Raw genomic sequence first — 23,736 nt, 5'->3', positions numbered from 1 at the left:
GATGACGCGGCGGCGGCGCGCGACGCTTTCCATGTGTTCCTACATCGCGACCGGTCGCATCAGGGCAGCCTCCGGTGGTCGAGCAGGATGCGGTGGATCTGGATTCGCTCCGGTAATTCGATCAGGAACTCCGGGTCGCGGTCGAGATGGTGGACCTTGGTTGGCTCACCCTTGGTGAAAGCCGTCATCGATTCGTGGTCGGGCCAGTACGAGATGGTGGTGAACCAGCTTTCCCCTTCGCGATCCTCGCGAAACAGCTGGACGCCCAGGGCGGTCTTCTCAAGCGGCGGAATACCTTCGGCTCTCAAATAGACTTCGTAAGTGTCGCCTACGTCAGCCCGGGTACGGCCGCGCCAGATGCGTGCGATGGTCGGCGTTGTCGTCATCGATCTTTCTCCTTTTGCACCTCTTCAAATCCTTGTGCTGAGCCATGGACGCGCGTCAGGAAGTCCCGCACCAGCGGAAGCGCGCTATCGAAATGGGTTTCCAGAAGCCAGTGGCCGGCGCCTTTCACTGCGCCGGCATGTAGCCATCTTCCGGTCCCCAGGCGATGAGAGTCGGCGGCTGTCTTTCGCGCAAATAGGCATAGCTGCCAGCGCAGCGCTATCTGCTGGCTGGTCCCGTTGCGCGTAGCGGCAGCGAGGCGTCGTAGGCGTTCCTAAAAATAGTCGAGCACCCCGCTGAAAGCAGTTGCTATTGCAATGACGTGGACGAGGCCAAGCGCCAACCAACCGGCGCGGCCGGCTTGAGCAACAAATGCCCCATAGGCAGGAAACTGTGCCACAGCCAACCCTAGGGAAAGGCCGGTAATCGTGTTGTCGGTCAAAAGAGTTGCCAACATGGGGATTGGATAGAGAATGCGGGCTAGCACATAGTCGCCATGCCCAGCTCCGGCCGAAAAGAGTGCCAGCAGGAAGGCAACGGGAGTAGCGCATAGGCCGAAAAGGAGACCTGCCTGCCATGAGAACTTTGGCAATGTCATTCCCTTCCCCATCAACCACATCTATGCGGATGCGTTCAGCCATAAGAACCGCGGCACTCGACAACAAAGAGAGATCATGCGGATTTTCCTCGGTCGGTCCATTCGCTTTATCGCAGTTCCAGTAATCTGCAACGTTTGCCCACTTTAGCAAGCTCAATGTCCCCGTCTCAGGGCCGCCTCCAGCTTGGAACCGACGGAACTTCTGGACGGCGATTGCGGCAATGGAATTCGACCATCCCAGCAACTACGCTAGCTTCAATCCATCACGCCTCGGCTGGACTCAAAGGCTTATCAAGAATGACCACACGATCTTCCTTTCTCGGCTTGCCCGATCGCCTCGTCGATGACACGGCCCCCCGCGCGGTGATCTTCGGCGCTGGGCACGGCAGCACCTATCCCGGCAAGGACAGCAGCGGTCATGCCTTGGCCGCCGATGCCATCCGCGTTGCGAGCCAGGGTGATGCCGCGCTCGTCGAGCATTGGGATTTCGATCTCGGCGGCCCGCTGTTCGACGGCAAGCCCGTCTGCTGCGTCGACGTCGGCGACATCCTGACCATCATGCATGACAATGCCGGCAACCGCGCCCGGATCGAGGCGAAGACGCGCGAAGTCCTGTCCTTGCCGGCCGTGCCCATCCTGCTCGGCGGCGACGATTCCGTGGTCGGTCCCTTCCTCGCCGGCTTCGCGGATCACGGGCCTGTCTGGATCCTGCAGATCGACGCCCATATCGACTGGCGAGACGAGGTGCATGGCGAACGCCATGGCTACTCCAGCCCGATGCGCCGCGCGAGCGAGATGGCGCATGTCGCCGGCATGGTGCAGGTCGGACTGCGCAGCGTCGGCAGCGCACGTCTCATGGAAATCGAAGCGGCGCGGCGCTATGGCAGCCGTTTCGTCACCGCTCGCGAGGTCCACGCCCTGGGTGTCGAAGCGGCGCTCGGCCATATTCCGGAAGGCGCGCGAGTCGTCGTTACCCTCGACTGCGACAGTCTCGACCCCGGCATCATGCCGGGCGTGGCCGCGCGTACGCCCGGCGGCCTCACCTATACGCAGGTCATCGATCTCATCGCGGGCCTGGGCAAGCGAGCGAGGATCGCCGGATTCGATCTTGTGGAGCTCTATCCGCCAGCCGACATTGACGGCCTGTCGGCGCTCACCGCCGCGCGCCTTCTTGTCAATGTTATCGGCGCCTTGGTCAGGCAGGTCTGAGACCCGACCTGAGGTCGAATACAGCCCCGGTCCGGCTTTGCGCCCGCTTCATGGCTTGCAGGAAAACTTTACCGAGGCCCCTGCTCCAGGCTGATCCGGTAACTCAGCGAACGCCTCGCGCCCGGCGCGATCAGCATCAGGCCGGGCTTGTCGGTGAACTCGCCATCGAAATCCAACGGACTGGCAATGCCGTGCCAGGGCTCGATGCACAGGAACGGTGCGCCGCCGGGTTTGGACCAGATGCCCACTTCCTGAAATCCCTGCCATGAGACCTCGATCGCCGGACCGTCATCGGCGCCATAGCGAACGCTGTTGCTGGCCGGCCGGTCCAGGATCACAGCGTCGTCGTCAAACAGCCGTTCGGACAGCTCGAGCACAGTGCCTTTGACCGGCGTCGGCTGCGGCGTTGCGATGAGCAGGCCATCCTTCAGCCGGCGGATCGGCGCTGGCTCTGCCTGGGCAAACGTCAGGCGATAGGCGTCCTTGGCCATATCGGGCAGAACCGGCCAGTTGAACGCCGGATGCGCCCCGATCGACGCCGGCATCGGTTCGTCGCCCGGGTTGGTAATCTCGAATTCTATGTCGAGTTGCGCCTCGCCCAGCGTATAGGTCACGGCCAGTCGAAATGCGAAAGGGTAGTGCGTTCGGGTTGCCGCGTCGTCGGTGAGCACCAGCGTGCAGGATCGAGGCCCCCTCTCCGCCCGCATAAAAGGCTTGTCGCGGGCGAAGCCGTGCTGCGTCATCGGATAGGTCTGGCCGCGATGGTGCAGGTGATCGCCCTTCAGCCGGCCGACGATCGGAAACAGCACCGGCGAATGGCGCCGCCAGGCCGGTCCAGCCTGCCACAGGAACTCAAATCCTCGTGCATCCCGCAGGGAAACCAACTCTGCGCCGTGGGCGATGATGGTTGCCGATATGCCATCGCCATGAAGCGTCAGACTGTCCTGTTCCATATGTCCTCGCGGTTCGTCCGGCGTGGCCGGCAGGCTAGCAAATGGCCGGGCGTGAACTCAAGGTGGCGGACGGCGTTTGCATTTCACGCGATCGCGATGAACCTTGATGGTGGGCCAGGCGCCCCTTTCGAAAGAAGATGGCCGGAGGTTTCCCTCCGGCCAGCCAAGACTCAAAGCTGTTGCCTGCTACGGTCCGGACTATTCCCGCTCGCCGGTAAAATTCAGCAGCAGCTGGAAGATGTTGATGAAGTTCAGGTAGAGCGAGAAGGCACCGAAGACGGCGAGCTTCTGGCGCGACTCCGCATCGAAATTCTCCGCGTATTGCTCCTTGATCGTCTGCGTGTCCCAGGCCGTCAGGCCGATGAACACGGCGATGCCGATGACCGAGATGGCGAACTGCAGCGCGGTCGAGCCGAGGAAGATGTTGACGATGCTGGCGATCACCACGCCGATCAGGCCCATGATCAGGAAGGACGAGAACTGCGTCAGGTCGCGCCTTGTCGTGTAGCCATAGAGGCTGGTGGCGCCGAACATGGTGGCGGCGATGAAGAAGGTGCGCGCGATGCTGGTGCCGGTGAAGACGAGGAACACCGAAGCCAGCGACAGGCCCATGACGGCACAGAAGGCCCAAAACATCGCCTGCGCGCTTGCCGCCGACATGGTCTGCATCTTGAACGAAAACAGGAGCACGAAGGCGAGCGGCGCCAGCATCACCACCCATTTCAGCGGGCTGGAAAAGATCGGCACATAAAGCGCCGGCGTCGACGACACTAGGAAGGCGACAAGGCCGGTAACCACCAGGCCAAGGCCCATATAATTGTAGACGCGCAGCATGTGCTGGCGCAGGCCCTCGTCATAGACGGCTCCAGTCCGGGCGCCTGTGCCCACGCGGTATCCAAGATTGGGCGTATTCATTCGAGGTCTCCTTTGTGGATTGGTCAATAAAGCGTTCTGGCGAGCGTTTCGGCGGCGCGGTCGAGATCATGAACCGCGCTCTTGGCGACGACAGCGTAGGCGACATCGCCGATCTGGAAATAGGCCGAGGAGACGTCGCCCGAGGGCGCCACGGTCGGCTTGACCACATCGAAAGTGCCCGGCCGGATCGCGAACAGCGAAACCAGGCCCATCTCCTTGGTGTCGACCGCAATCTCGACACTCGGGCCGAAGCGCGACGGATAGATCTGCACGTCGCGGACCTTCCAGTCCTTCGGCAGCGCCGGCATGACGATGGCGGTGGCGGCGCGGATCTCGCCCGCATTGTAATTAGGCGCCTCGGTCTGCGAGGCCATGTTTTCGCGCAGCAGCGTCGTCCTGTGTGCCTGTACCGCCTCGTCGACATAGGCGGGCGGCTGAGGCGACGCGACGACCTTGGTCACCGACATCGGCCCGACGATGCCGTTGGCCAGCCAGCCGGCGGCGACGAAAGCGGCGACCGCTGCCGCGCGTTGCAGCACACCGAAGATGCGGCCCCGGCCAAGCCCCCTCTCCAGCCGCCGCGCCGCATCGGCCGTCGCCGGCCGCGCCATGCCTTCGGAGCCGGCCAGCGCCATGCGCAGTTCGTCGCGGGTGCGCAGATCCGACATCACACGCGCGGCCGTGTCCGGACGCGCCGACAGGAAGGCTTCGACCTCGATACGGCGGCTGACGTCGAGCTGGTCGTCGATATAGGCGTCGAGATCGGCGTCCGTAACCGGGTCGACAAGAGCGGTCATGAGTCACCTCCCACGATCCTGAGATGATTTTTGCCCCGGGCGGGCGCCTCTTCCATCTGCCGCAAGGCTGTGCGCGCCCTGCCGATACGCGACATCAGCGTGCCCAGCGGCACGCCGCTGGCGTTGGCGGCCTGCTGGTAGGAGAGCCCTTCGATGGCGACCAGATGCAGCGCCGAGCGCTGCTCTTCCGGCAGGCTGAAAAAGGCTTCGCGAACCTGCGCCAGGCGCACGGAATGGTCCTGCGGCGCCGGGGTGCTGCCGTCGGCCAGATATCGGGCCTGTTCGAGGCGTGCCGCTTCCGAGCGGCGCGAGCGCACGCGGTCGATGAAGGTGTTGTGGACGATCGACAGCAGCCAGGCGCGCAGGTTTCCGCCCGAGCGGAACGTGCCGCGCCGCTCATAGGCGCGCACCAGCGCGTCGTGGACGAGATCCTCGGCCTCGACGCCGTCGCGCGTCAGCGAACGGGCGTAGCGCCGCAGCGACCCGAGTTGTCCAATGATGTCAAAGCGTGGCATCGACCGTTTCATGCCCTGTTTACGGAGCATGTGGGGATTTTAATCCCGGCCGTGCCGTTTTTTCTTCGCGGGAAAATATATCGGCTGCAGGTATCTCGTCTCGCCTAGGTGCCGTGAGCGCCCTTAGGTCCAAGTGGTTTTGCCGGTTTGGGAACCGTGACACCGCAAGCGCGCAACATCCACCGGCGGCCGTCGCTGCGCAAATCGGTGATGCTCAGTGGCTCGACGTCGATCTTCGAGCTGGCGGCAAGCGGCGCCCCGAGAACATGCAGGATCGCGGCGCGGATGACGCTGGCATGCGTCACGGCGATGGTATGGCCACGTTCGGCGATCAATCGATCCATCAATCCGGCGGTCCGTCGGGCAACGTCGGCCAGCGGCTCACCACCATGCGGGGCTGCATTCGGATCCATGAGCCATGCGGCGATTTCTTCAGGCTGTCGCGCCTGCACCTCTTCAAAGCTCTTGCCTGCCCATCGTCCGTAATTCTGGTCGGCCAGCATCGGATCGACGGACGCGTTCAGCGACAGCGCCTCGGCGGTCTGACAGGCGCGAAGCGCCGGCGCTGTCCACACACGGTCGGCGCGACGCAGCGTCCCGCGCATCGCCTTTGCCAATGTCAGCGATCGTGGCTCCAGCGGTTCATCCGAGGGAAACCGCCCTTTCCGGGTCGCCGCCGTGGCACCGGCGCAGATCATGGTCAGACGGACGAGCATGGCATGCCTTCTCTGAAGTGGTTGAAAAGCCGCACCAGCAGGTGCCGCCTTTCGCGCCGGCGCGATCAAAACCGCTGGTGAAACGTGGCCAATTTGCGTATCACTCCGCCGCGCCAACGGAACCATAATGATGTTCGAAGACCTGCAGCCAGCTGCCGCCGACAAGATTCTTGCGCTGATCGGCCTCTATCGCGCCGATCCACGCCCTGGCAAGGTCGATCTCGGTGTCGGCGTCTACAAGGATCGCGACGGCAAGACGCCGGTTATGCGGGCCGTGCGCGAGGCCGAGAAGCGACTGCTGCAGAGCCAGGATACCAAGACCTATCTCGGCCTTGCCGGCGATACCGGGTTCAACACTATGATGGCCAAGCTCGCCTTCGGTCCAGGCGCGGACCTGTCGCGCATCCGGGCGGCACAGGCGCCTGGTGGCTCCGGCGCGCTGCGGTTGGTGGCAGAACTGCTCAAGCGGACGCGTTCGGATGCCACGGTCTGGGTCTCCGACCCGACCTGGCCGAACCATATGCCAGTGATGCGTTCCGCCGGCCTGCAGATTCGCGAATATCCCTATTTCGATGCGGCCTCGGGAGCGGTTCGTTTCGACGACATGCTGGCGACGCTGCGGTCGGCCAACAGCGGCGACGTGGTGCTGCTGCATGGCTGCTGCCACAATCCGACCGGCGCCAATCTGGATGCGGCCCAGTGGGAAGCCATCGCCGATCTCGTCGTCGAGCGCGGCCTGCTGCCATTTGTCGACATCGCCTATCAAGGCTTTGGCGACGGCCTGGAGGCCGATGCCCTCGGCTTGCGGCTGCTGGCCGCGAAAGTTCCGGAAATGGTTGTCGCGTCGAGCTGCTCGAAGAATTTCGCGGTGTACCGCGACCGGGTCGGCGCGGCGATGATCCTGGCCAGGGACGGCGCGCAGGCCGACGTCGCGATGAGCCAGATGCTGTCGGCGGCGCGCGCCATGTATTCTATGCCGCCCGACCATGGCGCGGCGGCGGTGCGCATCGTCCTGGAAGACGCCGCGCTGCGTGCCGACTGGGAAGCAGAACTGGAAGAGATGCGTCTTCGTATGCTGAGGCTTAGGGTCGCATTCGCCGAGGCGCTGCGCCGGCAATCCAATTCCGACCGCTTCGACTTCGTTGCTAGCCATCGTGGCATGTTCTCGCGGCTCGGCCTCACGGAAGCGCAGGTCGAAAGGCTGCGCGCCGAGCACGCCGTCTACATGGTCGGCGACAGCCGCATCAACGTGGCCGGCCTGCCCGAGGACGGCATGGATGACCTCGCCAAGGCGATTGTTTCCGTGCTGGACTGACGAGGCGGGTACGGTGCGCCTGTGGACAAGGTCCCCTCGCCGGCTGACAGCGTTGGCCGAGTGGCGGTTCGCGCGATAGCATCGGCTCCATGACGCCATCGAAAGACATTTCACGCCTGATCGAGATCATGGCGGCGTTGCGCGCGCCGAAGACCGGCTGCCCGTGGGACATCGAGCAGGACTTCTCCACCATCGCGCCCTACACGATCGAGGAGGCCTACGAGGTGGCGGATGCCATCGCGCGCGGCGATCTCGACGATTTGCGCGACGAACTCGGTGACCTCCTGCTGCAGGTCGTCTACCATGCCCAGATGGCGCAGGAAGCCGGCGAATTCGCCTTCCCTGACGTTGTCCAGGCCATCACCACCAAGATGATCCGCCGCCATCCGCACGTCTTTGGCGATGAGAAGGCCCGCAGCGCCGGCATGGCCAAGGGCATGTGGGAGAAGATCAAGGCGCAGGAGAAGGCCGAGAAGCGACAAGCCCGCCTCGCACGCGGCCTCGACCCGGAGGACAACGGCAAGGGGTTCCTGGACAGTGTTCCGGTCGCCCTGCCCGCCTTGACGCGAGCGCTGAAGCTTCAGGAAAAAGCCGCCCGTGTCGGCTTCGACTGGAGCGAGGCGGCTCCCATCCTGGACAAGATCGAGGAAGAGATCGGGGAGTTGCGCGAGGCTTTGGCCAAGGGTGAGACGGCCTCGATCAAGGACGAGTTCGGCGACATGTTGTTTGCCGTCGTCAATCTCGGCCGTCACCTGAAGCTCGATTCGGAGGCGGCACTCAGCGGCACCAACGAGAAATTCCGCTCACGCTTCCACTATGTCGAGCGAGCCCTGGAAAAATCAGGCGGCTCGCTGGAGGAAGCTAGCCTGGAGGAGATGGAAGCTCTCTGGCAGGAAGCAAAGACTGCAAGGTAAGCCTATAGCTCCGGCAATTCCGGACGGAAAGCGCGATACTTATCCTGGAATTTCTGCGCGTTAGCCGTTGTTTTTGCGTCGCAATCGGCTTTCAATCTCTTCTCGGGCGCTTTGCGTGGCCTTCAGCGAAACGGTGGCGCTGCCATCGTCATTGTCGGTTCGCGAAACGACATCGCCATTGCGATAAAGCCAGTCGACCAGGCCGAATTGTGCCGGCTCGATCGTCACTGTCAGGTCTTGCAGTTCGCCGGCCATCCGCGTTTCGATAACCGCTTTCAGCGCATCGATGCCTTCGCCTGACACCGCCGATACGGCAATCGGCGGCTCCTTGGAACCGTCGGTGCTATCGGCGAGCAGCCGCTGCCTGTTGCCTTCGTCCAGCAGGTCGATCTTGTTCCAGACTTCGATCACGCGCCTGGTGTCGCTGGCGTCGACGCCGAGATCGGCGAGGATGCGCTCGACATCCTCGGCCTGCGCCGCCGTGTCGGGATCGGAAATGTCGCGCAAATGGATGACGAGATCGGCCTCGACCACCTCTTCCAAGGTCGCCCGGAACGCTGCGATCAGATGCGTCGGCAGGTCCGAAATGAAGCCCACCGTGTCGGAAAGAATGATCGGCGTGCCATGCGGCAGCCGCACGCGGCGCAGTGTCGGATCCAGCGTGGCGAACAGCATGTCCTGCGCCAGCACCCCTGCTCCGGTCAGCTTGTTGAACAGCGTCGACTTGCCAGCGTTGGTGTAGCCGACGATCGCCACCACTGGAAACGGCACCTTCTTGCGCTTGGCGCGGTGCAGGTCGCGGGTGCGGCGCACGGTTTCCAGCTCGTGCTTCAGCTTTATGATCTTTTCCTGCAACTGCCGCCGATCGGATTCGATCTGCGTTTCACCGGGGCCACCGAGGAAGCCTGCACCGCCACGCTGACGCTCCAGGTGGGTCCAGCTGCGCACCAGGCGGCCCTTCTGGTAGTTGAGATGGGCAAGCTCGACCTGCAGCGTGCCTTCCTTGGTGCGCGCGCGCTCGCCGAAAATCTCCAGGATCAGCCCGGTGCGATCCAGCACCTTGGCGTTGAATTGCTTCTCGAGATTGCGCTGTTGCACCGGCGTCAGCGGATGGTCGACGATGACCACTTCCGCGTGCCCTTCCCTGACGATCCCGGCGAACTCCTCGACCTTGCCGCTGCCCAGCAACGTCGCCGGGCGCGGGTCGTTGACGGTCACGACCGCCGTATGGATCAGATCAAGGTCGATGGCGCGGGCAAGGCCGACTGCTTCGTCGTGGCGCGCCTCGGCCGAGCGCGTCAGCCGCGGACGGTTCGTGTCATCGTCGTTACGCGGTTGGCGCGTAAGCACAGGCACAATGACAACAGCCCGGGTCGGACCCTTGGCTTCCGTCCCGGGATGATGCGCTGGTTTTCCGCGAACCGTGCCGTCCGCGTCCTTCTCACGTGCCAATCAGGCGCCCTGGCTTTCCTCGCCATCGAACATCTGAACCGGCTGGCTCGGCATGATCGTGGAAATGGCGTGCTTGTAGACGAGTTGGGAGTGACCGTCGCGGCGCAGCAGGACGCAGAAATTATCGAAAGAAGTGACCACGCCGGTCAGCTTCACGCCGTTGATAAGAAAGATGGTGAGCGGGTTCTTGCTCTTGCGAACTGAATTCAGGAACAGGTCCTGAAGGTTTTGCGATCGTTCCGCCATTGTTTTTGTCTTTCGCCGATCCCCTTCGGTTTGCAGCCAATGCGCCAAATTAGCGGGCACATGTCAAGCGCGCAAACACCCTCTTGCCGTCAGTAACGACAAGCAGAACGAGATATATTGATGTTCATTCCACCTGTGCGGTTATCAGGCTGGACTTTTTTCCGCAATGTCAAAAAAGGCATGCCGCAACGAAAGTGTTATTGAGCCGGGGTGGCCATTGGCTATGGGATCGCCGTCAATGGCCACGATCGGCATGGCAATAGTCGTCGCGGAACTGATGAATGCTTCGCGGGCCGCTTTGGCCTCGGCGACGGAAAATTCCCGTTCCTCGATCTTCAGGCCGAGCCTTGCCGCGACTTCGAACATGGTGGTGCGCGTGATGCCGCGCAGAATGCCATGTTCGGCCGGCCGGGTGACCAGAACGCCATCCCTGGTAACGATCCAGGCATTCGACGACCCGCCCTCCTTGACGTTGCCGTCGGCATCCACGAACCACGCCTCCTGCGCGCCCGCTTCCTTGGCCTTCTGCTTGGCCAATACATTGGGCAGCAGCCCGACGGTCTTGATGTCGACGCGGTCCCACCGGTTCTCCGGCACGGTGATGACGGCGATACCGGTCTCGGCTCGCTTGGCTCCCGCGGCAGGGTCGGCCTTCCTGGCTGTCACCACCAGCGCGGGCTTGACGTTCGCCGATGGGAAGACAAATTCCCGGCTGGCGACACCGCGCGTCACCTGAACATAGACCAGGCCGTTGACGACATGATTGCGGTTGACCACTTCGCGCAGGATCAGCGGCAACACATTGCGTGTCACCGGCCAGGCGATCGACAGTTCGGTCAGCGAGCGGTTCAGCCGGGCAAGGTGGCGCGGCATGTCGACGATGAAGCCGCGCGCCACCTCGCAGACCTCATAGACGCCGTCGGCGAACTGGTAGCCGCGATCCTCGATATGCACGGCGGCATCGGCATGAGTGATGTAGCGCCCGTTCACATAGGCAATGCGCGGCATGGTCACCTCGGGAGATTTGGTTCGGCCTGTTTAGGCGATTCCGCCGTGCAGGTAACGGACAATCGCGTGGGCCACCGAGGATCGGGTCAGACGCCCAGCGACTTCAGCTTGCGGTGCAAGGCGGAACGCTCCATGCCGATGAACTCGGCCGTCTTCGAAATGTTGCCGCCGAACCGGTTGATCTGGGCGATCAGATAGTCCTTTTCGAACTGTTCGCGTGCCTCGCGCAGCGGCAGCGCCATTATATGCTGGTCCGACTGGTTGGGCGTGCGCGGCATGACATCGCCGATTTCGGACGGCAGCAGATCCGCGGTGATCGGCGCGTCCACGTCCTCGCCGCGCGCCAGGATCATCAGTCGCTCGACGTTGTTGCGCAACTGGCGCACGTTGCCCGGCCAGTTGTGCGCCTGCAGCACGGCCAGCGCGTCGTCGCCGATACGGCGTGGCTTGATGCCAGCCTGGCGGGCGATCTGCTTCATGAAGTTGTCGACGAGATAGGGAATGTCCTCGCGCCGCTCGGCCAGTCCCGGCACCATGACCGGAACCACGGCGAGCCGGTGATAGAGATCCTCGCGGAAACGCCCGTCGGCGATCATCGCCTCGAGGTTCTGCGAGGTCGAGGAAATGATGCGGACGTCGACCTTGACCCGCTTAGTACCGCCCACCCGCTCGAATTGCTGTTCGACCAGGACGCGCAAAATCTTGTTCTGCGTCTCGCGCGGCATGTCGGCCACTTCGTCGATGTAGAGAATGCCGCGATGGGCCTCCTCCAGCGCCCCCACCTTGCGTTCGACCCCGTTCGATTCGGTGCCGAACAGTTCGATCTCCATGCGTTCAGGCGTGATATTGGCGGCGCTCAGTGTCACGAACGGCCCGCCCTTGCGCGTCGACAGCGTATGAATGGCGCGGGCGGCCAGTTCCTTGCCCGATCCGGAAGGGCCAACGATCATCACCCGGCTGTTGGTCGGCGCGACGCGCTCGATGGTCTGGCGCAACTGGCTCATCGCCGAGGACATGCCGATCAAATCGAAAGTCTCGCCGCTGCGCAGCTTGAGGTCGGAAACTTCGCGGCGCAGTTTCGAGGTTTCGAGTGCGCGTTCGGCAATGAGGATCAGCCTGTCGGCCTTGAACGGCTTTTCGATGAAATCATAGGCGCCGCGACGGATTGCGGAAACCGCCGTTTCGATGTTGCCGTGGCCTGAAATCATCACCACCGGCAGGTTCGGGTGCATGGTCTTGATCTCGTCGAGTAGCGCCAAGCCGTCCAGACGCGAACCCTGCAGCCAGATATCCAGGAAGATCAGCCTCGGCGCTCGGTCGGCGATGGCCGCCAGTGCGCTGTCGGCATCGAATGCCGTACGGGTTTCGTGACCCTCGTCACTCAGGATGCCCGCGACGAGTTCGCGGATGTCTTCCTCGTCATCGACGATGAGAATATCAGACGCCATTATCGACCTTTTCAGTTTCTCTTTCGTGGTCCGCCTTGCTTTCGCCGCGCGGCAGCGCGCTGGTCGCAGGCGGCAGGATGATGCTGATCATCGCGCCGCGCCCGCCGTGGAAATCCGCAGGCGCGTCATGGAGTTCCAGCCTGCCGCCATGGTCCTCCACGATCTTCTTGACGATAGCGAGACCAAGCCCGGTGCCCTTTTCACGCGTGGTCATATAGGGCTCCAGCAACCGCTGGCGATTCTCGCGCGGCAGGCCTTTGCCATTGTCGACGACGTCAATGCGAATCGCACCATTCTGACGGCCGGCTTGAATCCGGATTATGCCGTGCGAACCGTCCTTATGTTCCAGTCCGTCGATCGCCTCGGCGGCATTCTTGATCACATTGCCGAAGGCCTGTGCCATCAGCCGGCTGTCGAAGGTGCCCTTGAGTGGCTCGTTGCCGAATATCCGCTCGAAGGTGATGTCGGCGCGGCTGACTTCGACCAGGAAGGAAGCCTCGCGCAGCGATTCGCGCAGGTCGATGGCCTTCATCTCGGGCTTTGGCATGCGCGCGAAAGCCGAGAACTCGTCGACCATGCGGCCGATATCCTCCACCTGGCGGATGATGGTGTCGGTGCACTGGTCGAAAACCTCGCGGTCTTCGGTGATGACCTTGCCGTAGCGGCGCTTGATGCGTTCGGCGGAAAGCTGGATCGGCGTCAGCGGATTCTTGATCTCGTGGGCGATGCGCCGCGCCACGTCGGCCCAAGCGGATGAGCGCTGGGCCTGAACCAGATCGGTGATGTCGTCGACGGTCACGACATAGGATTTTTCCTCCGAGCCGTCGTCGCCTGCCTCGATGGTGACCTGCACATTGAAGGTCCGCTCGGCGCCGGCGCGATAGAAGGTCACCTGTTCGCGGTAGACCGGCTTGCCGGATTTACGACCGATCTCGAAGACGCGGCCGACATGCGGCAGGATCGCGGAAAGATTCTGCCCAAGTGCCGCGCTGGCGGAAACGGCCAGCATCGATTCGGCAGAACGATTGACGATGGTGATGATGCCGTAAGGGTCGACGCCGATGACGCCGGCGGTGACGCCGGCAAGCACGGCTTCGGAAAAACGCCGCCTCTCATCGATCAGGTCCTTCGCCGACAGGATCTCGTTGCGTTGTGATTTGAGCTCCAGCAGCATCTTGTTGAACGTGTCGCCGAGCGAGGCGACATCGCCATCGGATGGCCGCACCGGCACCGCGACGTCGAGATTGCCGGTCGCGACTTCGTCGGCAGCGCCGATCAGCTGACGGATCGGCCGCACGAGCCGGTCGGCAACAGCTATGCCGGTCCAGATTGCCGATAGGATGATGATCAGGGTCAGCGACAGATAGGGCAGCGCAAACGCCACTTGCGAGGTACGCCTGTTGTCCTCGAGATTGCGATACTCGTCGGTGTTGGACCTGACGATCTGCCGCGCCTTGATCACCTCGGGGTCGACCAGACGGATGGTGTAGAGATAGAGGCCATCGAGCTCGCGCAGCTTGACGATGGCGCCCATGATGTTGCGCGTGCGCGGCTCGATCAGCACCGGCTTGCCGTCGGTGGCGGTGGCCACCGCTCCTTCCGGCGGTTCCGGCATGGCGAAATCGGCATCGGTCTTGGCGCTCATGACGAAGGAGCCATCGGGCTTGATCAGCGCGGCATGCGCCAGCGAGCGCCCCACGGCTTCCTTGTTCATGAGATCGAGAAAGCCGGTGCGATCGAGGCCGTAGAGCGTTCGCGACGCATCGAGATCGTAGGCCATCGACAACGTCGTACCCTGCAGGTTGCGCGCGTTCTCCTGCACATAGGCGTCGGCGATCGACAGGGACGAATTGACGATCGTCTTGGTGCGAATTTCGAACCAGCGATCAAGGCCGATATCGAGCGTGATCGAGGCGATGATCGCCACCATGATGGCGGGAATGGCGGCGACGAGAGCGAACATGGCAACGATGCGCACATGCAGCCGAGAAGCCGCTTTGCCATGCCGGCGCGCCATGACGATGCGATGCACCTCGCGTCCAACCAGCGCGATGAGGAAGAGCACGAAGGCGGCGTTGAGAGCGATCAGCGCCCAGGTCGTTTTGGCGTCAGGCGCAATCGGTGTCGCACCGACCAGGATGGCGAACGAAATAGCCGCCATGACCAAGGCACCGACGACCGCCACCACGCCGGGGAGTGCCAGCAGCCGGCGCCCGTCGCGCGCGCCAGGTTCGCTGAAGAGCGGTTTGTTGAGTACAGGTGTCTGCGGAGCCATGTCGCCGTCTAGAGCCAGTGATTGCGTCCGATCTATGCAACGCATTGTGGCGATTATGCAACAAGTGTGACAACTACAGGACTCTTTCCCCGGTCGGTCCCCTGAAAAGATCCTGTATGCAGCGCGGGCTCAGGTCTGGCGGGAGGACTTGTAAACGTTGACGCCCAATTCGCGAATCTTCTTGCGCAGGGTGTTGCGGTTGAGTCCCAGGAGCTCGGCGGCCTTGATCTGGTTGCCGCGGGTTGCCGTCATCGAAGCCAGCACCAACGGATATTCGACTTCGGACAAGATACGCTCGTACAGACCGGCAGGCGGCAATTCGCCCGCAAAGGAGGCGAAATAGCGCTGCAGGAAGTGCTCCACCGCCTGCCCGATGGAAAGATCGTCGGGAATGAGGTTGCCGCCGCCTGGTACCACGGGGCGTTCGCCTGTCTTGAGCTCCGTCTCGATGATCTCGGCGGAAATCTCGTCCTGCGAATAAAGCGCGGCGAGCCTGCGGACCAGGTTTTCCAGCTCGCGCACATTGCCTGGCCAGGGATAGCGCTTCATCAGTTCGATGCCGCCGGAAGAGATGCGCTTGGTCTGCAGCCCCTCCATTTCGCCGAGCTTGAAGAAATGGCGCACCAGATCGGGCACATCCTCGGAGCGTTCGCGCAGGGCCGGCAACCTGAGCGGCACGACATTGAGACGGTAGAAAAGATCCTCGCGGAAGAGGCCCTGGTTGATCAGCGTACGCAGGTCCTTGTTGGTGGCGGCGACAATGCGCACATCGGTCTTGATCGGCGTGCGGCCGCCGACGGTCGTGTACTCGCCCTGCTGCAGGACGCGCAGCAAGCGCGTCTGCGCCTCCATCGGCATGTCGCCGATCTCGTCGAGGAACAGCGTGCCGCCCTCCGCCTGCTCGAAGCGACCGGTCGAGCGGCTCTGCGCGCCGGTGAAGGCGCCCTTCTCGTGACCGAACAGTTCCGATTCAATGAGATCGCGCGGGATAGCCGCCATGTTGATGGCAACGAACGGGCCGCCACGACGGCGCCCATATTCATGCAGCGCGCGCGCCACCAGTTCCTTGCCGGTGCCCGATTCGCCCGAAATCATCACCGTCAGGTCGGTCTGCATCATGCGCGCCAGCATGCGGTAGATGTCCTGCATGGCTGCCGAACGGCCGACCAGCGGCATCGTTTCGGGCGGCTCTTCTTGCCTGGCATCGATCTTCGGCCGCCGGGGCTCGGACAAAGCGCGGTTGACGATGTTAAGGAGTTCGGTCAGGTCGAAAGGCTTCGGCAGATACTCATAGGCGCCCGTTTCGGAGGCGCGGATCGCCGTCATGAAAGTATTCTGGGCACTCATGACGATAACGGGCAGTTCCGGCCGTGCCTTCTTGATGCGCGGCAGCATATCGAAAGCGTTCTCGTCCGGCATCACGACATCGGTGATGACGAGATCCCCCTCGCCAGCCGCCACCCAGCGCCACAGGGTCGAGGCGTTGGAGGTGACGCGCACCTCGTGACCGACACGCGACAAGGCCTGATTGAGAACGGTGCGGATCGCAGCGTCGTCGTCGGCGACCAGAATATTGCCGCGAACGGTCATTTGCGGTCTCCTTCACCGTCTTGATCAGCGCCAAGCGCCGTTTCCTTCCAGGCCGGCATCAGAACCCGGAATGTTGTCGCGCGCGGCGTCGAATCGCATTCGATGATGCCGCCATGTTCACCGACGATCTTGGCGACCAGCGCCAGCCCGAGCCCCGAGCCGTTCGGCTTGGTGGTGATGAAGGGATCGAACAGGATCGGCAGGATATCCTCCGACACGCCGGAACCATTGTCGCGCACGCAAAACTCCAGCGGCAGCGACACGCGGTCCTGCGTCCCCGGAACCGAAACGCGAATACCGGGCCGGAAGGCGGTGGACAGCACGATCTCGCCCTGGGGGTCGCTACCGATTGCCTCGGCGGCGTTCTTGATCAGATTAAGGAACACCTGGATCAGCTGATCACGATTGGCAAACACCGGAGGCAATGATGGATCATAGTCCTCCAGTATCTTGATTTTCCTAGCGAAACCGTTCTTTGCGATCGCTTTCACGTGATCGAGCACCACATGGATGTTGACGGGATAGCGGTCGATCGGCCGCTCGTCGGAAAACACCTCCATGCGGTCGACCAGCGACACGATACGGTCCGTCTCATCGGTGATCAGCCGCGTCAGCGCGCGATCCTCATCGGAAGCGGACAGCTCGAGCAGCTGAGCCGCCCCCCTGATACCGGAGAGCGGGTTCTTGATCTCATGCGCCAGCATCGCCGCCAGACCGGTCACCGAGCGCGCGGCGCCGCGATGCGTCATCTGCCGGTCGATCTTGTCGGCCATCGACCGCTCCTGGAACATGACCACGACGGAGCCCGGAAACTCCGGTACCGGCGCGACATAGAGATCGACGACCTTTTCGATGCCGAGGCGCGGCGACGAAACGTCGACCCGATATTCGTTGACGGGCGCGCGGCGCTCGCGCACCTGGTCGACCAGTGTCAGCAGCGGACTGCCGAAGGGTATGAGCTTGGACAGGGTGTTGCGCGCCAGCATGGTCGCGCTGGAGCGAAAGAAGTCCTCGGCATCGGCATTGGCGAAGGTGATGAAGCCTTCCTCGCTGATCATGATCACCGGGCGGCGGATCGTGTTTAGCACGATCTGGGCAGCATCCGCCATTTCAACGCCTTGGCCAGGGGTTGCGGTCATGCGGCGCTCCGCAGGTTCAAGGTTTGCGGATCGCGCGAAAACACGTCACGCAGCAAGGCAATGACGCGGGCCGGTTCGGACGCGGTCAATATCGCTTTCCTACTCTCGCCAGCGACACCCTCGGCATGTCGGTCGAGATACCAGCCCAGATGCTTGCGCGCTTGGCGCAGGCCGCTCTCGATGCCGTAAAGCGCCAGCATGTCCTCGTAGTGGGCGGCGACATAGTCGGTAAGCGCTTGCGGGGTCTGGGGAATGCCGGGCGAAAATGTCCCGGCGGCAGCCGCAGCGATGCCGCCGGCGACCCACGGCGCGCCATAATGGGCGCGGCCGACCATCAACGCATTGGCGCCGGACTGTTCGAGAACGGCGGCTGCCTCGCTTGGGGAGCAGACATCGCCATTGGCGACGACCGGAATGGAAACAGCCTCCTTGACGCGAGCGATGGCGCGCCAGTCCGCCTTGCCCTGGTAGAACTGACAGCGTGTGCGGCCATGGACCGTGACCATCCTGACGCCCGCCTGCTCGGCCCGGCGCGCCAGGATAGGAGCGTTGAGCACGCCTTCGTCCCAACCCAGCCGCATCTTGACCGTCACCGGCACCTGGACCACGCCTACCACGGCCTCGATCAGCGAGAGCGCGTGGTCTAAATCCAGCATCAATGCCGAACCGGCATAGCCACCGGTGACCTTCTTGGCCGGGCAGCCCATGTTGATGTCGATGATGTCGGCGCCCTCGCCGGCGGCGATCCGCGCGCCTTCGGCCATATGCTTGGCCTCGCGCCCGGCAAGCTGCACCATATGGACGGGCAATCCGGAATGGCGTATCCGCAGGCCACAACCCGCCCTGCCCTTGGCGAGCTCGCCGCTGGCCACCATTTCGGACACGACCAGGCCTGCGCCATGCCCATGGGCGCGCTGCCTGAACGCCTCGTCCGTGATCCCCGACATTGGCGCGAGGAAGACGCGGTTGCGTATTCTGACGCCGCCGACGTCGAGAGGCTGGGCCAATCCGGTCAAGTTAACCATGCACAAAAACCAAGCACGTCCATTCGTTGCACATTCTCTAGCCAGATCGAGAGAAATGTGCAACGCGGAATGACGCCACATTAAGGCGCAATTGGGAAAATGCTGGCCTTCGGCCTTGGCCGCGACTAGGACCGGACTGCATGACTGGCGCAACCGAAAATCAGGCTCCGGATCCGGGTGGCAAAGTCGCGGTGGTTATCGTCGCGGCCGGCCGCGGCGCGCGCGCCGGACAAACCGATGGTCCGAAGCAATATCAACGAATTGGCGGACGCGCCGTTATCGCTCGTGTGATAGACATTTTTCTGGCGCACCCACTCATCGGCCGGATTGTCGTGGCGATCCATGCAGAGGACCGCGAGCTTTTTCAGCAAGCGGTCGGAACCGATGCGGATCGGGTAACGGCAATTGCCGGAGGCGCGACCAGGCAGGATTCGGTTCGGCTCGGGCTGCAGGCGCTGAGAAGCTACGCGCCGGACAAGGTCCTCATCCACGACGCCGCGCGCCCCTTTGTCGACATGGATCTGATCGACCGCACCATCGCGGCCATCGGCGAACGTGAAGGCGCTCTTCCCGCCCTGCCGGTCGCCGATACGCTGAAACGCGAATCGGCGACCGGCATGGTCGGCGAAACGGTGCCACGGAGCGGGCTGCACGCGGCGCAAACACCGCAAGGCTTTCCCTTCCTCGCGATCATGACGATGCATGAGCAAGCCTATAACAGCGGCAAATCCGACTTTACCGACGACGCGTCGATCGCCGAATGGATGCAAATGCCGGTGAAGCTCGTTCCTGGATCGCCCGACAATGTCAAACTCACATGGGCACGGGATATCGCCATGGCGCACCAGCGACTTTCCAGCGAGCGGACACACTTTCCCGACATCCGCACCGGCAATGGCTATGATGTCCACGCCTTCGAGCCCGGCGACCATGTTACGCTTTGTGGCGTCGCCATCCCGCATGACAGGAAATTGTCGGGCCATTCCGACGCGGATGTCGGCCTGCACGCCCTGACCGACGCGCTGCTGGCGACCTGCGGGGCCGGCGACATCGGCACGCACTTTCCTCCGTCCGATCCGCAGTGGAAAGGCGCTGCATCGCGGATATTCGTCGAACATGCGGCAAGACTGGTGCGCGAGCGCGGCGGACGCATCGCCAATGCCGATATCACGCTGATCTGCGAGGCGCCGCGCGTCGGCCCGCACCGCGAGGCGATGACATCAGTCCTTTCGCTGATGCTGGGCATTTCCGCCGACCGCATCTCGGTCAAGGCGACAACCAACGAGAAGCTCGGCTTTGTCGGTCGCGAGGAAGGTATCGCGGCGATCGCCACCGCCAGTGTGGTGTTTCCAGGCGAGGTTCCGGGATGACCAACAGCGAACTGGCAATCGCCCTGTTTGAGGCGTGCCGGCAGCGCGGCATCATGCTGGCGACCGCGGAAAGCTGTACCGGCGGGATGATCATCGCCGCGCTGACCGACATTGCCGGTTCTTCCGCCGTGGTCGATCGCGGCTTCATCACCTATTCCAATGAAGCCAAGATGGACATGCTCGGCGTTCGCGCCGCCACGCTCGAGGTGCATGGTGCGGTCTCCCGCGAGACAGCCATCGAGATGGCCGCCGGAGCGCTCGCCCGTTCGCGTGCCGGGCTGGCGCTGGCCGTCACCGGCATTGCCGGTCCGGGTGGCGGTTCCAGGGAAAGGCCGGTCGGGCTGGTCTGGTTTGGCATCGCGGTGAACGGCCGACCCGTGACGGCTGAACACAAGCTGTTTGCCGACAATGGCCGTGACTTCATCCGCCGGGAAACCGTCCATCATGCACTTGAGATCGGCTTGCAGGCGCTTGGCGAGAGTCAGGCCGCCGGTTTCTTGCCGTAGATGATGTCGGCGCGCTTTTCGAAAGCCTCGGCGAACATGCGGAAGGCACGATCGAACATCGTGCCCATCAGCGCACCCAGGATGCGGCTCTTGAATTCATAGTCGATGAAGAAGCGCACGGCACAACCGGCATCATCCGGCTCGAACCGCCAGACATTGCTCAGATATTTGAACGGGCCGTCAATATACTTCACGTCGATGGCATGTTCGTCGGGCTTGAGCAGCACCTGCGTCGTGAAAGTCTCCCGGATCGCCTTATAGCCGATGCTCATGTCGGCCACGAGGATGGTGCGGCCGTCACGCTCCTTGCGCGAGCGGACCGCCAACGCTTCGCAAAGCGGCAGGAATTGCGGGTAAGTTTCGATGTCGGCGACCAGCGCGAACATCTGCTCAGGCGTGTGGGCGACGCGGCGGGTGGCTTCGAATTTCGGCATGAAACCGGCGTTAGACCAATTTCTGGAGCTGCGCTTCGCGCGCGGCGCGCAGCCGGGCGAAATCGTCGCCGGCATGGTGCGAAGAGCGTGTCAGCGGGCTCGATGCCACCAGCAGGAAACCCTTTGTCTTGCCGATCGTCTCGAAGGACTTGAATTCCTCCGGCGTGACGAAGCGGATCACCGGGTGGTGCTTCTTCGACGGCTGCAGGTATTGGCCGATGGTCATGAAGTCGACATTGGCCGAACGCAGATCGTCCATTAATTGCAGGATTTCGTTCCGCTCCTCGCCAAGGCCGACCATGATGCCGGACTTGGTGAAAATCGACGGATCGAGTTCCTTGACCCGCTGCAGCAGCCGGATCGAGTGGAAATAGCGGGCGCCCGGCCGGACCTTAAGATAATTCGACGGCACGGTTTCGAGGTTGTGGTTGAAGACGTCGGGCCGGGCCGCCACGACGATCTCCAGTGCGCCTTCCTTGCGCAGGAAATCGGGCGTCAGGATTTCGATCGTCGTCAGAGGCGTTGCCGCCCGGATCGCACGGATGACATCGGCGAAGTGCTGCGCACCGCCATCGTCGAGATCGTCGCGGTCAACGGAGGTGATGACGACGTGGCTGAGGCCCATTTGCTTGACGGCATGCGCGACACGCGCGGGCTCGTCGGAGTCGAGTGCGGTCGGGATGCCAGTGGCGACATTGCAGAAGGCGCAGGCGCGCGTGCAGATCTCGCCCATGATCATGAAGGTGGCGTGCTTCTTTTCCCAGCACTCGCCGATGTTCGGGCAACCGGCCTCTTCGCATACGGTCACCAGCTTGTGCGATTTCACGATCTCACGTGTCTCGGCATATCCCTTCGACACCGGCGCCTTGACGCGGATCCAGTCCGGCTTGCGCAATACCTCCTGGTCGGGCTTGTGGGCCTTCTCGGGATGCCGCAGCCGCGGCGCGTTGGCGATCGTGTCGAGGACAGTGACCATCTGAACCCTGGCCTTTCTTGCGACCGCCCGTCGGCGATCGTCACTTTAACGTCATCTAGGACTTTTCGGGACAAAGAAAAAGGCTGCAGCGGCGCATGCCGCTACAACCGTTTTCGCATAGCCGAAAACGATATCGACTAACGGCGCACCAGGCGACCTACCCAGATCAGCAGGCAGGCACCGATGAATCCGGTGATCAGATAAGCGGTCCAGCCGACGCCGAATACGCCGATGTTGAGGGCCTGCAGGACTGCATTCAGCACCACCGCGCCAACGATGCCCATGATAATGTTCATGAATATGCCGGTGTTGCTCTTCATGACCATTTCGGCCAACCAGCCTGCCAGGCCGCCGATGATGATTGCTGCGATCCAGCCCACGCCGTTCAAGTGCATATGCCTTCTCCTTGCGCCAGTAAAAATGCATTGGGAAACGAACTGCCTCGCCGTCGAGATCCCACGGCTTTGACAGCTGAGTCTCCCGCGGGGAATCTATCATGCGTTCAAGGCGCGGCCATAGGCGTCTAGCACGCTTTCCTTCATCATCTCGGATAGCGTCGGATGCGGGAAGATGGTGTGCATCAGCTCTTCCTCGGTGGTTTCGAGGTTCATCGCCACGACAAAACCCTGGATCAGTTCCGTGACTTCGGCGCCGACCATGTGTGCGCCGAGCAACTGACCGGTCTTCTTGTCGAAGATGGTCTTGATGAAGCCTTGGTCTTCGCCAAGCGCGATGGCCTTGCCGTTGGCCCCGAACTGGAAGCGGCCGACGCGGATATCCTTGCCCTCGGCCTTGGCTTTTGCTTCCGTCAGTCCAACCGAGGCGACCTGCGGATTGCAGTAGGTGCAGCCGGGGATCTTGAGCTTGTCCGTGGCATGAACACCGGGGAAATTCGCGATCTTCTCGACGCACACGACCCCCTCGTGCTCGGCCTTGTGAGCAAGCATGGGCGGACCGGCGACATCGCCGATGGCGTAGATACCAGGCACATTGGTCTTGCCATAACCGTCTATGACCACGCAACCGCGCTCGGTCTTAACACCGAGTGCTTCAAGGCCGAGGTTCTCGATATTGCCCTGGACGCCAACGGCCGAGATCATGCGATCGGCGGTGATCTTCTCGACCTTGCCGTCTTTCATCTCGACATGCGCGGTAATCGAGTTCGTCCCCTTCTCGACCTTGGTTACCTTGGCCTCGAGGATGATCTTCATGCCTTGCTTCTCGAACTGCTTTTGCGCGAATTTCGAGACTTCGGCATCCTCGACCGGCATCACCGCCGGCAGCAGCTCGACGACCGTGACGTCGGCGCCCATTGTGCGATAGAAGGAGGCGAATTCGATGCCGATGGCGCCTGAGCCCATCACCAGCAGCGACTTCGGCATCTCCTTCGGCACCATGGCTTCGAAATAAGTCCAGATCAGCTTGCCGTCCGGCTCTATGCCGGGCAGAGCGCGCGGCCGGGCGCCGGTCGCCAGGATGATGTGCTTGGCGGTGTAGGTGCCCTCGCCCTTGACGCCTTTCGGCACCGGCGGCTGCGGCTCCATCGGCTTCTTGGCCGTCTTGGAGACGACGATCTCGCCTGGTTTTGTCAGCTTGGCCTCACCCCAGATGACGTCGACCTTGTTCTTCTTCATCAGGAAGGCGACGCCGCCATTGAGCCTGAGCGACACTTTTCGCGACCGATCGACGACGGCAGCGGTATCGGCACTGATCTTGCCGCCATCGAGCTTCAGGCCGTAATCCTTCAGATGATCGGAATAATGCATGATCTCGGCCGACCGCAGCAGCGCCTTGGTCGGAATACAGCCCCAATTCAGACAGATGCCGCCTAGATGCTCGCGCTCGACGATCGCCGTCTTGAAGCCGAGCTGGGCGGAGCGCACCGCGGTGACATAGCCGCCGGGGCCGGAGCCGATGATGATGACGTCATAGTTCTCAGCCACGGGTTTCT

At 62.7% G+C, this 23,736-nt stretch carries 24 protein-coding genes and 1 pseudogene; 5 read left to right on the top strand and 20 right to left on the bottom strand.

Annotated elements, in window-relative coordinates; genetic code table 11:
* Nucleotides 1–59 precede the first annotated feature (59 nt).
* The 3 genes and pseudogenes from FJ954_RS26565 to FJ954_RS26555 all read right to left on the bottom strand — a co-directional run bounded on the left by FJ954_RS26565 (nucleotide 60) and on the right by FJ954_RS26555 (nucleotide 982).
* Nucleotides 60–386, bottom strand: coding sequence for a hypothetical protein (locus FJ954_RS26565; protein WP_140664436.1), 327 nt, complete (start codon nucleotides 384–386; stop codon nucleotides 60–62).
* A pseudogene (locus FJ954_RS32160) lies at nucleotides 383–582 on the bottom strand (hypothetical protein); the annotation flags it as partial. The gene FJ954_RS26565 and the pseudogene FJ954_RS32160, both read right to left, overlap by 4 nt.
* 76 nt (nucleotides 583–658) lie before the next feature.
* On the bottom strand, nucleotides 659–982 hold the full coding sequence (locus tag FJ954_RS26555; RefSeq protein WP_015317908.1) for a hypothetical protein: 324 nt from the start codon (nucleotides 980–982) through the stop codon (nucleotides 659–661).
* Nucleotides 983–1,279: 297 nt separating this feature from the next.
* On the opposite strand from FJ954_RS26555, the gene FJ954_RS26550 reads away from it, so the two are divergent.
* Nucleotides 1,280–2,191: an agmatinase gene (locus FJ954_RS26550; RefSeq protein ID WP_140664433.1), complete on the top strand. Its 912-nt coding sequence runs from the start codon at nucleotides 1,280–1,282 to the stop codon at nucleotides 2,189–2,191.
* A gap of 68 nt (nucleotides 2,192–2,259) precedes the next feature.
* On the opposite strand, the gene FJ954_RS26545 is transcribed toward FJ954_RS26550, so the two are convergent.
* The 5 genes from FJ954_RS26545 to FJ954_RS26525 form a co-directional block, all read right to left on the bottom strand.
* The gene (locus FJ954_RS26545) at nucleotides 2,260–3,144 is read right to left on the bottom strand and encodes an aldose 1-epimerase family protein (protein ID WP_140664431.1); all 885 of its coding nucleotides are present in this window, start codon (nucleotides 3,142–3,144) and stop codon (nucleotides 2,260–2,262) included.
* Nucleotides 3,145–3,342: 198 nt separating this feature from the next.
* On the bottom strand, nucleotides 3,343–4,059 hold the full coding sequence (locus FJ954_RS26540) for a Bax inhibitor-1/YccA family protein (protein WP_015317911.1): 717 nt from the start codon (nucleotides 4,057–4,059) through the stop codon (nucleotides 3,343–3,345).
* A 23-nt stretch (nucleotides 4,060–4,082) separates the two neighbouring features.
* Nucleotides 4,083–4,856, bottom strand: coding sequence for an anti-sigma factor (locus tag FJ954_RS26535; protein ID WP_140664428.1), 774 nt, complete (start codon nucleotides 4,854–4,856; stop codon nucleotides 4,083–4,085).
* On the bottom strand, nucleotides 4,853–5,371 hold the full coding sequence (locus FJ954_RS26530; RefSeq protein ID WP_224597231.1) for a sigma-70 family RNA polymerase sigma factor: 519 nt from the start codon (nucleotides 5,369–5,371) through the stop codon (nucleotides 4,853–4,855). The genes FJ954_RS26535 and FJ954_RS26530 overlap by 4 nt, the downstream gene beginning before the upstream one ends.
* Nucleotides 5,372–5,475: 104 nt before the next feature.
* Nucleotides 5,476–6,087: a histidine phosphatase family protein gene (locus FJ954_RS26525; RefSeq protein ID WP_140664423.1), complete on the bottom strand. Its 612-nt coding sequence runs from the start codon at nucleotides 6,085–6,087 to the stop codon at nucleotides 5,476–5,478.
* A 130-nt stretch (nucleotides 6,088–6,217) separates the two neighbouring features.
* Here FJ954_RS26525 and FJ954_RS26520 point away from each other — a divergent pair, with 130 nt between their 5' ends.
* The gene (locus FJ954_RS26520; protein WP_140664581.1) at nucleotides 6,218–7,402 is read left to right on the top strand and encodes an amino acid aminotransferase; all 1,185 of its coding nucleotides are present in this window, start codon (nucleotides 6,218–6,220) and stop codon (nucleotides 7,400–7,402) included.
* A gap of 89 nt (nucleotides 7,403–7,491) precedes the next feature.
* Nucleotides 7,492–8,316 (top strand): nucleoside triphosphate pyrophosphohydrolase, encoded by an 825-nt coding sequence (mazG, locus tag FJ954_RS26515; protein WP_140664421.1) that lies wholly within the window; start codon nucleotides 7,492–7,494, stop codon nucleotides 8,314–8,316.
* A gap of 60 nt (nucleotides 8,317–8,376) precedes the next feature.
* Here mazG and hflX read toward each other — a convergent pair whose 3' ends face one another.
* From hflX to dusB, 8 genes are all read right to left on the bottom strand, one after another.
* Complete coding sequence (gene hflX / locus FJ954_RS26510; protein WP_015317917.1) at nucleotides 8,377–9,768, bottom strand: GTPase HflX; 1,392 nt, start codon at nucleotides 9,766–9,768, stop codon at nucleotides 8,377–8,379.
* Nucleotides 9,769–10,014, bottom strand: a complete 246-nt coding sequence (gene hfq / locus FJ954_RS26505) for an RNA chaperone Hfq (RefSeq protein ID WP_006202172.1) — start codon at nucleotides 10,012–10,014, stop codon at nucleotides 9,769–9,771.
* Between the two features lie 144 nt (nucleotides 10,015–10,158).
* Nucleotides 10,159–11,022 carry a D-amino-acid transaminase gene (locus FJ954_RS26500; RefSeq protein ID WP_140664418.1) on the bottom strand — a complete coding sequence of 288 codons (864 nt, stop codon included), beginning with the start codon at nucleotides 11,020–11,022 and terminating at the stop codon, nucleotides 10,159–10,161.
* An 86-nt stretch (nucleotides 11,023–11,108) separates the two neighbouring features.
* On the bottom strand, nucleotides 11,109–12,470 hold the full coding sequence (locus FJ954_RS26495) for a sigma-54 dependent transcriptional regulator (protein ID WP_015317919.1): 1,362 nt from the start codon (nucleotides 12,468–12,470) through the stop codon (nucleotides 11,109–11,111).
* Nucleotides 12,460–14,745, bottom strand: coding sequence for a PAS domain-containing sensor histidine kinase (locus FJ954_RS26490; protein ID WP_181177924.1), 2,286 nt, complete (start codon nucleotides 14,743–14,745; stop codon nucleotides 12,460–12,462). The genes FJ954_RS26495 and FJ954_RS26490 overlap by 11 nt, the downstream gene beginning before the upstream one ends.
* 129 nt (nucleotides 14,746–14,874) lie before the next feature.
* On the bottom strand, nucleotides 14,875–16,335 hold the full coding sequence (gene ntrC, locus FJ954_RS26485) for a nitrogen regulation protein NR(I) (protein WP_023783973.1): 1,461 nt from the start codon (nucleotides 16,333–16,335) through the stop codon (nucleotides 14,875–14,877).
* Nucleotides 16,332–17,474 carry a nitrogen regulation protein NR(II) gene (locus FJ954_RS26480; RefSeq protein ID WP_140619608.1) on the bottom strand — a complete coding sequence of 381 codons (1,143 nt, stop codon included), beginning with the start codon at nucleotides 17,472–17,474 and terminating at the stop codon, nucleotides 16,332–16,334. Before FJ954_RS26480 ends, ntrC begins: the two co-directional genes overlap by 4 nt.
* The gene (gene dusB, locus FJ954_RS26475; RefSeq protein WP_140664415.1) at nucleotides 17,471–18,499 is read right to left on the bottom strand and encodes a tRNA dihydrouridine synthase DusB; all 1,029 of its coding nucleotides are present in this window, start codon (nucleotides 18,497–18,499) and stop codon (nucleotides 17,471–17,473) included. Before dusB ends, FJ954_RS26480 begins: the two co-directional genes overlap by 4 nt.
* 140 nt (nucleotides 18,500–18,639) lie before the next feature.
* On the opposite strand from dusB, the gene FJ954_RS26470 reads away from it, so the two are divergent.
* Together FJ954_RS26470 and FJ954_RS26465 are read left to right on the top strand one after the other, a co-directional pair.
* Entirely contained in the window at nucleotides 18,640–19,869 is a 1,230-nt protein-coding gene (locus FJ954_RS26470) for a bifunctional 2-C-methyl-D-erythritol 4-phosphate cytidylyltransferase/2-C-methyl-D-erythritol 2,4-cyclodiphosphate synthase (protein WP_140664413.1), read from the top strand.
* Nucleotides 19,866–20,375 carry a CinA family protein gene (locus FJ954_RS26465; RefSeq protein WP_140664410.1) on the top strand — a complete coding sequence of 170 codons (510 nt, stop codon included), beginning with the start codon at nucleotides 19,866–19,868 and terminating at the stop codon, nucleotides 20,373–20,375. Before FJ954_RS26470 ends, FJ954_RS26465 begins: the two co-directional genes overlap by 4 nt.
* Here the strand turns inward: FJ954_RS26465 and FJ954_RS26460 are convergent.
* The 4 genes from FJ954_RS26460 to lpdA form a co-directional block, all read right to left on the bottom strand.
* Nucleotides 20,351–20,809, bottom strand: a complete 459-nt coding sequence (locus FJ954_RS26460; protein WP_140664407.1) for a type II toxin-antitoxin system RatA family toxin — start codon at nucleotides 20,807–20,809, stop codon at nucleotides 20,351–20,353. The two genes, FJ954_RS26465 and FJ954_RS26460, sit on opposite strands and share 25 nt — an antisense overlap.
* Before the next feature lie 10 nt (nucleotides 20,810–20,819).
* Nucleotides 20,820–21,785 carry a lipoyl synthase gene (gene lipA / locus FJ954_RS26455; RefSeq protein ID WP_140664404.1) on the bottom strand — a complete coding sequence of 322 codons (966 nt, stop codon included), beginning with the start codon at nucleotides 21,783–21,785 and terminating at the stop codon, nucleotides 20,820–20,822.
* A gap of 137 nt (nucleotides 21,786–21,922) precedes the next feature.
* Nucleotides 21,923–22,180: a GlsB/YeaQ/YmgE family stress response membrane protein gene (locus FJ954_RS26450; RefSeq protein WP_140619600.1), complete on the bottom strand. Its 258-nt coding sequence runs from the start codon at nucleotides 22,178–22,180 to the stop codon at nucleotides 21,923–21,925.
* 99 nt (nucleotides 22,181–22,279) lie between these two features.
* A complete protein-coding gene (lpdA, locus tag FJ954_RS26445; RefSeq protein ID WP_140664402.1) occupies nucleotides 22,280–23,728 on the bottom strand; it encodes a dihydrolipoyl dehydrogenase in 1,449 nt (482 codons plus the stop codon).
* Between the last annotated feature and the right edge of the window lie 8 nt (nucleotides 23,729–23,736).

Source organism: Mesorhizobium sp. B2-3-15 (genome assembly GCF_006442875.1).
In the GTDB taxonomy this organism is placed as follows: Bacteria; Pseudomonadota; Alphaproteobacteria; order Rhizobiales; family Rhizobiaceae; genus Mesorhizobium; species Mesorhizobium australicum.
The sequence above is the reverse complement of the archived record's forward strand: the minus strand, read 5'-3'. Positions and strand labels throughout refer to the sequence as shown.

What these genes read in the sequence shown, in the direction of transcription:
- FJ954_RS26520 (WP_140664581.1), top strand. Translation starts at nt 6,218, where the DNA reads ATGTTCGAAGACCTGCAGCCAGCTGCCGCCGACAAGATTCTTGCGCTG.
- FJ954_RS26450 (WP_140619600.1), bottom strand. Translation starts at nt 22,180, where the DNA reads ATGCACTTGAACGGCGTGGGCTGGATCGCAGCAATCATCATCGGCGGC.
- FJ954_RS26565 (WP_140664436.1), bottom strand. Translation starts at nt 386, where the DNA reads ATGACGACAACGCCGACCATCGCACGCATCTGGCGCGGCCGTACCCGG.
- FJ954_RS26530 (WP_224597231.1), bottom strand. Translation starts at nt 5,371, where the DNA reads ATGCCACGCTTTGACATCATTGGACAACTCGGGTCGCTGCGGCGCTAC.
- FJ954_RS26500 (WP_140664418.1), bottom strand. Translation starts at nt 11,022, where the DNA reads ATGCCGCGCATTGCCTATGTGAACGGGCGCTACATCACTCATGCCGAT.
- FJ954_RS26490 (WP_181177924.1), bottom strand. Translation starts at nt 14,745, where the DNA reads ATGGCTCCGCAGACACCTGTACTCAACAAACCGCTCTTCAGCGAACCT.
- FJ954_RS26465 (WP_140664410.1), top strand. Translation starts at nt 19,866, where the DNA reads ATGACCAACAGCGAACTGGCAATCGCCCTGTTTGAGGCGTGCCGGCAG.
- FJ954_RS26555 (WP_015317908.1), bottom strand. Translation starts at nt 982, where the DNA reads ATGACATTGCCAAAGTTCTCATGGCAGGCAGGTCTCCTTTTCGGCCTA.
- dusB (WP_140664415.1), bottom strand. Translation starts at nt 18,499, where the DNA reads ATGGTTAACTTGACCGGATTGGCCCAGCCTCTCGACGTCGGCGGCGTC.
- hfq (WP_006202172.1), bottom strand. Translation starts at nt 10,014, where the DNA reads ATGGCGGAACGATCGCAAAACCTTCAGGACCTGTTCCTGAATTCAGTT.
- FJ954_RS26480 (WP_140619608.1), bottom strand. Translation starts at nt 17,474, where the DNA reads ATGACCGCAACCCCTGGCCAAGGCGTTGAAATGGCGGATGCTGCCCAG.
- FJ954_RS26540 (WP_015317911.1), bottom strand. Translation starts at nt 4,059, where the DNA reads ATGAATACGCCCAATCTTGGATACCGCGTGGGCACAGGCGCCCGGACT.
- FJ954_RS26525 (WP_140664423.1), bottom strand. Translation starts at nt 6,087, where the DNA reads ATGCTCGTCCGTCTGACCATGATCTGCGCCGGTGCCACGGCGGCGACC.
- FJ954_RS26535 (WP_140664428.1), bottom strand. Translation starts at nt 4,856, where the DNA reads ATGACCGCTCTTGTCGACCCGGTTACGGACGCCGATCTCGACGCCTAT.
- FJ954_RS26550 (WP_140664433.1), top strand. Translation starts at nt 1,280, where the DNA reads ATGACCACACGATCTTCCTTTCTCGGCTTGCCCGATCGCCTCGTCGAT.
- FJ954_RS26460 (WP_140664407.1), bottom strand. Translation starts at nt 20,809, where the DNA reads ATGCCGAAATTCGAAGCCACCCGCCGCGTCGCCCACACGCCTGAGCAG.
- ntrC (WP_023783973.1), bottom strand. Translation starts at nt 16,335, where the DNA reads ATGACCGTTCGCGGCAATATTCTGGTCGCCGACGACGACGCTGCGATC.
- lipA (WP_140664404.1), bottom strand. Translation starts at nt 21,785, where the DNA reads ATGGTCACTGTCCTCGACACGATCGCCAACGCGCCGCGGCTGCGGCAT.
- mazG (WP_140664421.1), top strand. Translation starts at nt 7,492, where the DNA reads ATGACGCCATCGAAAGACATTTCACGCCTGATCGAGATCATGGCGGCG.
- FJ954_RS26495 (WP_015317919.1), bottom strand. Translation starts at nt 12,470, where the DNA reads ATGGCGTCTGATATTCTCATCGTCGATGACGAGGAAGACATCCGCGAA.
- FJ954_RS26470 (WP_140664413.1), top strand. Translation starts at nt 18,640, where the DNA reads ATGACTGGCGCAACCGAAAATCAGGCTCCGGATCCGGGTGGCAAAGTC.
- FJ954_RS26545 (WP_140664431.1), bottom strand. Translation starts at nt 3,144, where the DNA reads ATGGAACAGGACAGTCTGACGCTTCATGGCGATGGCATATCGGCAACC.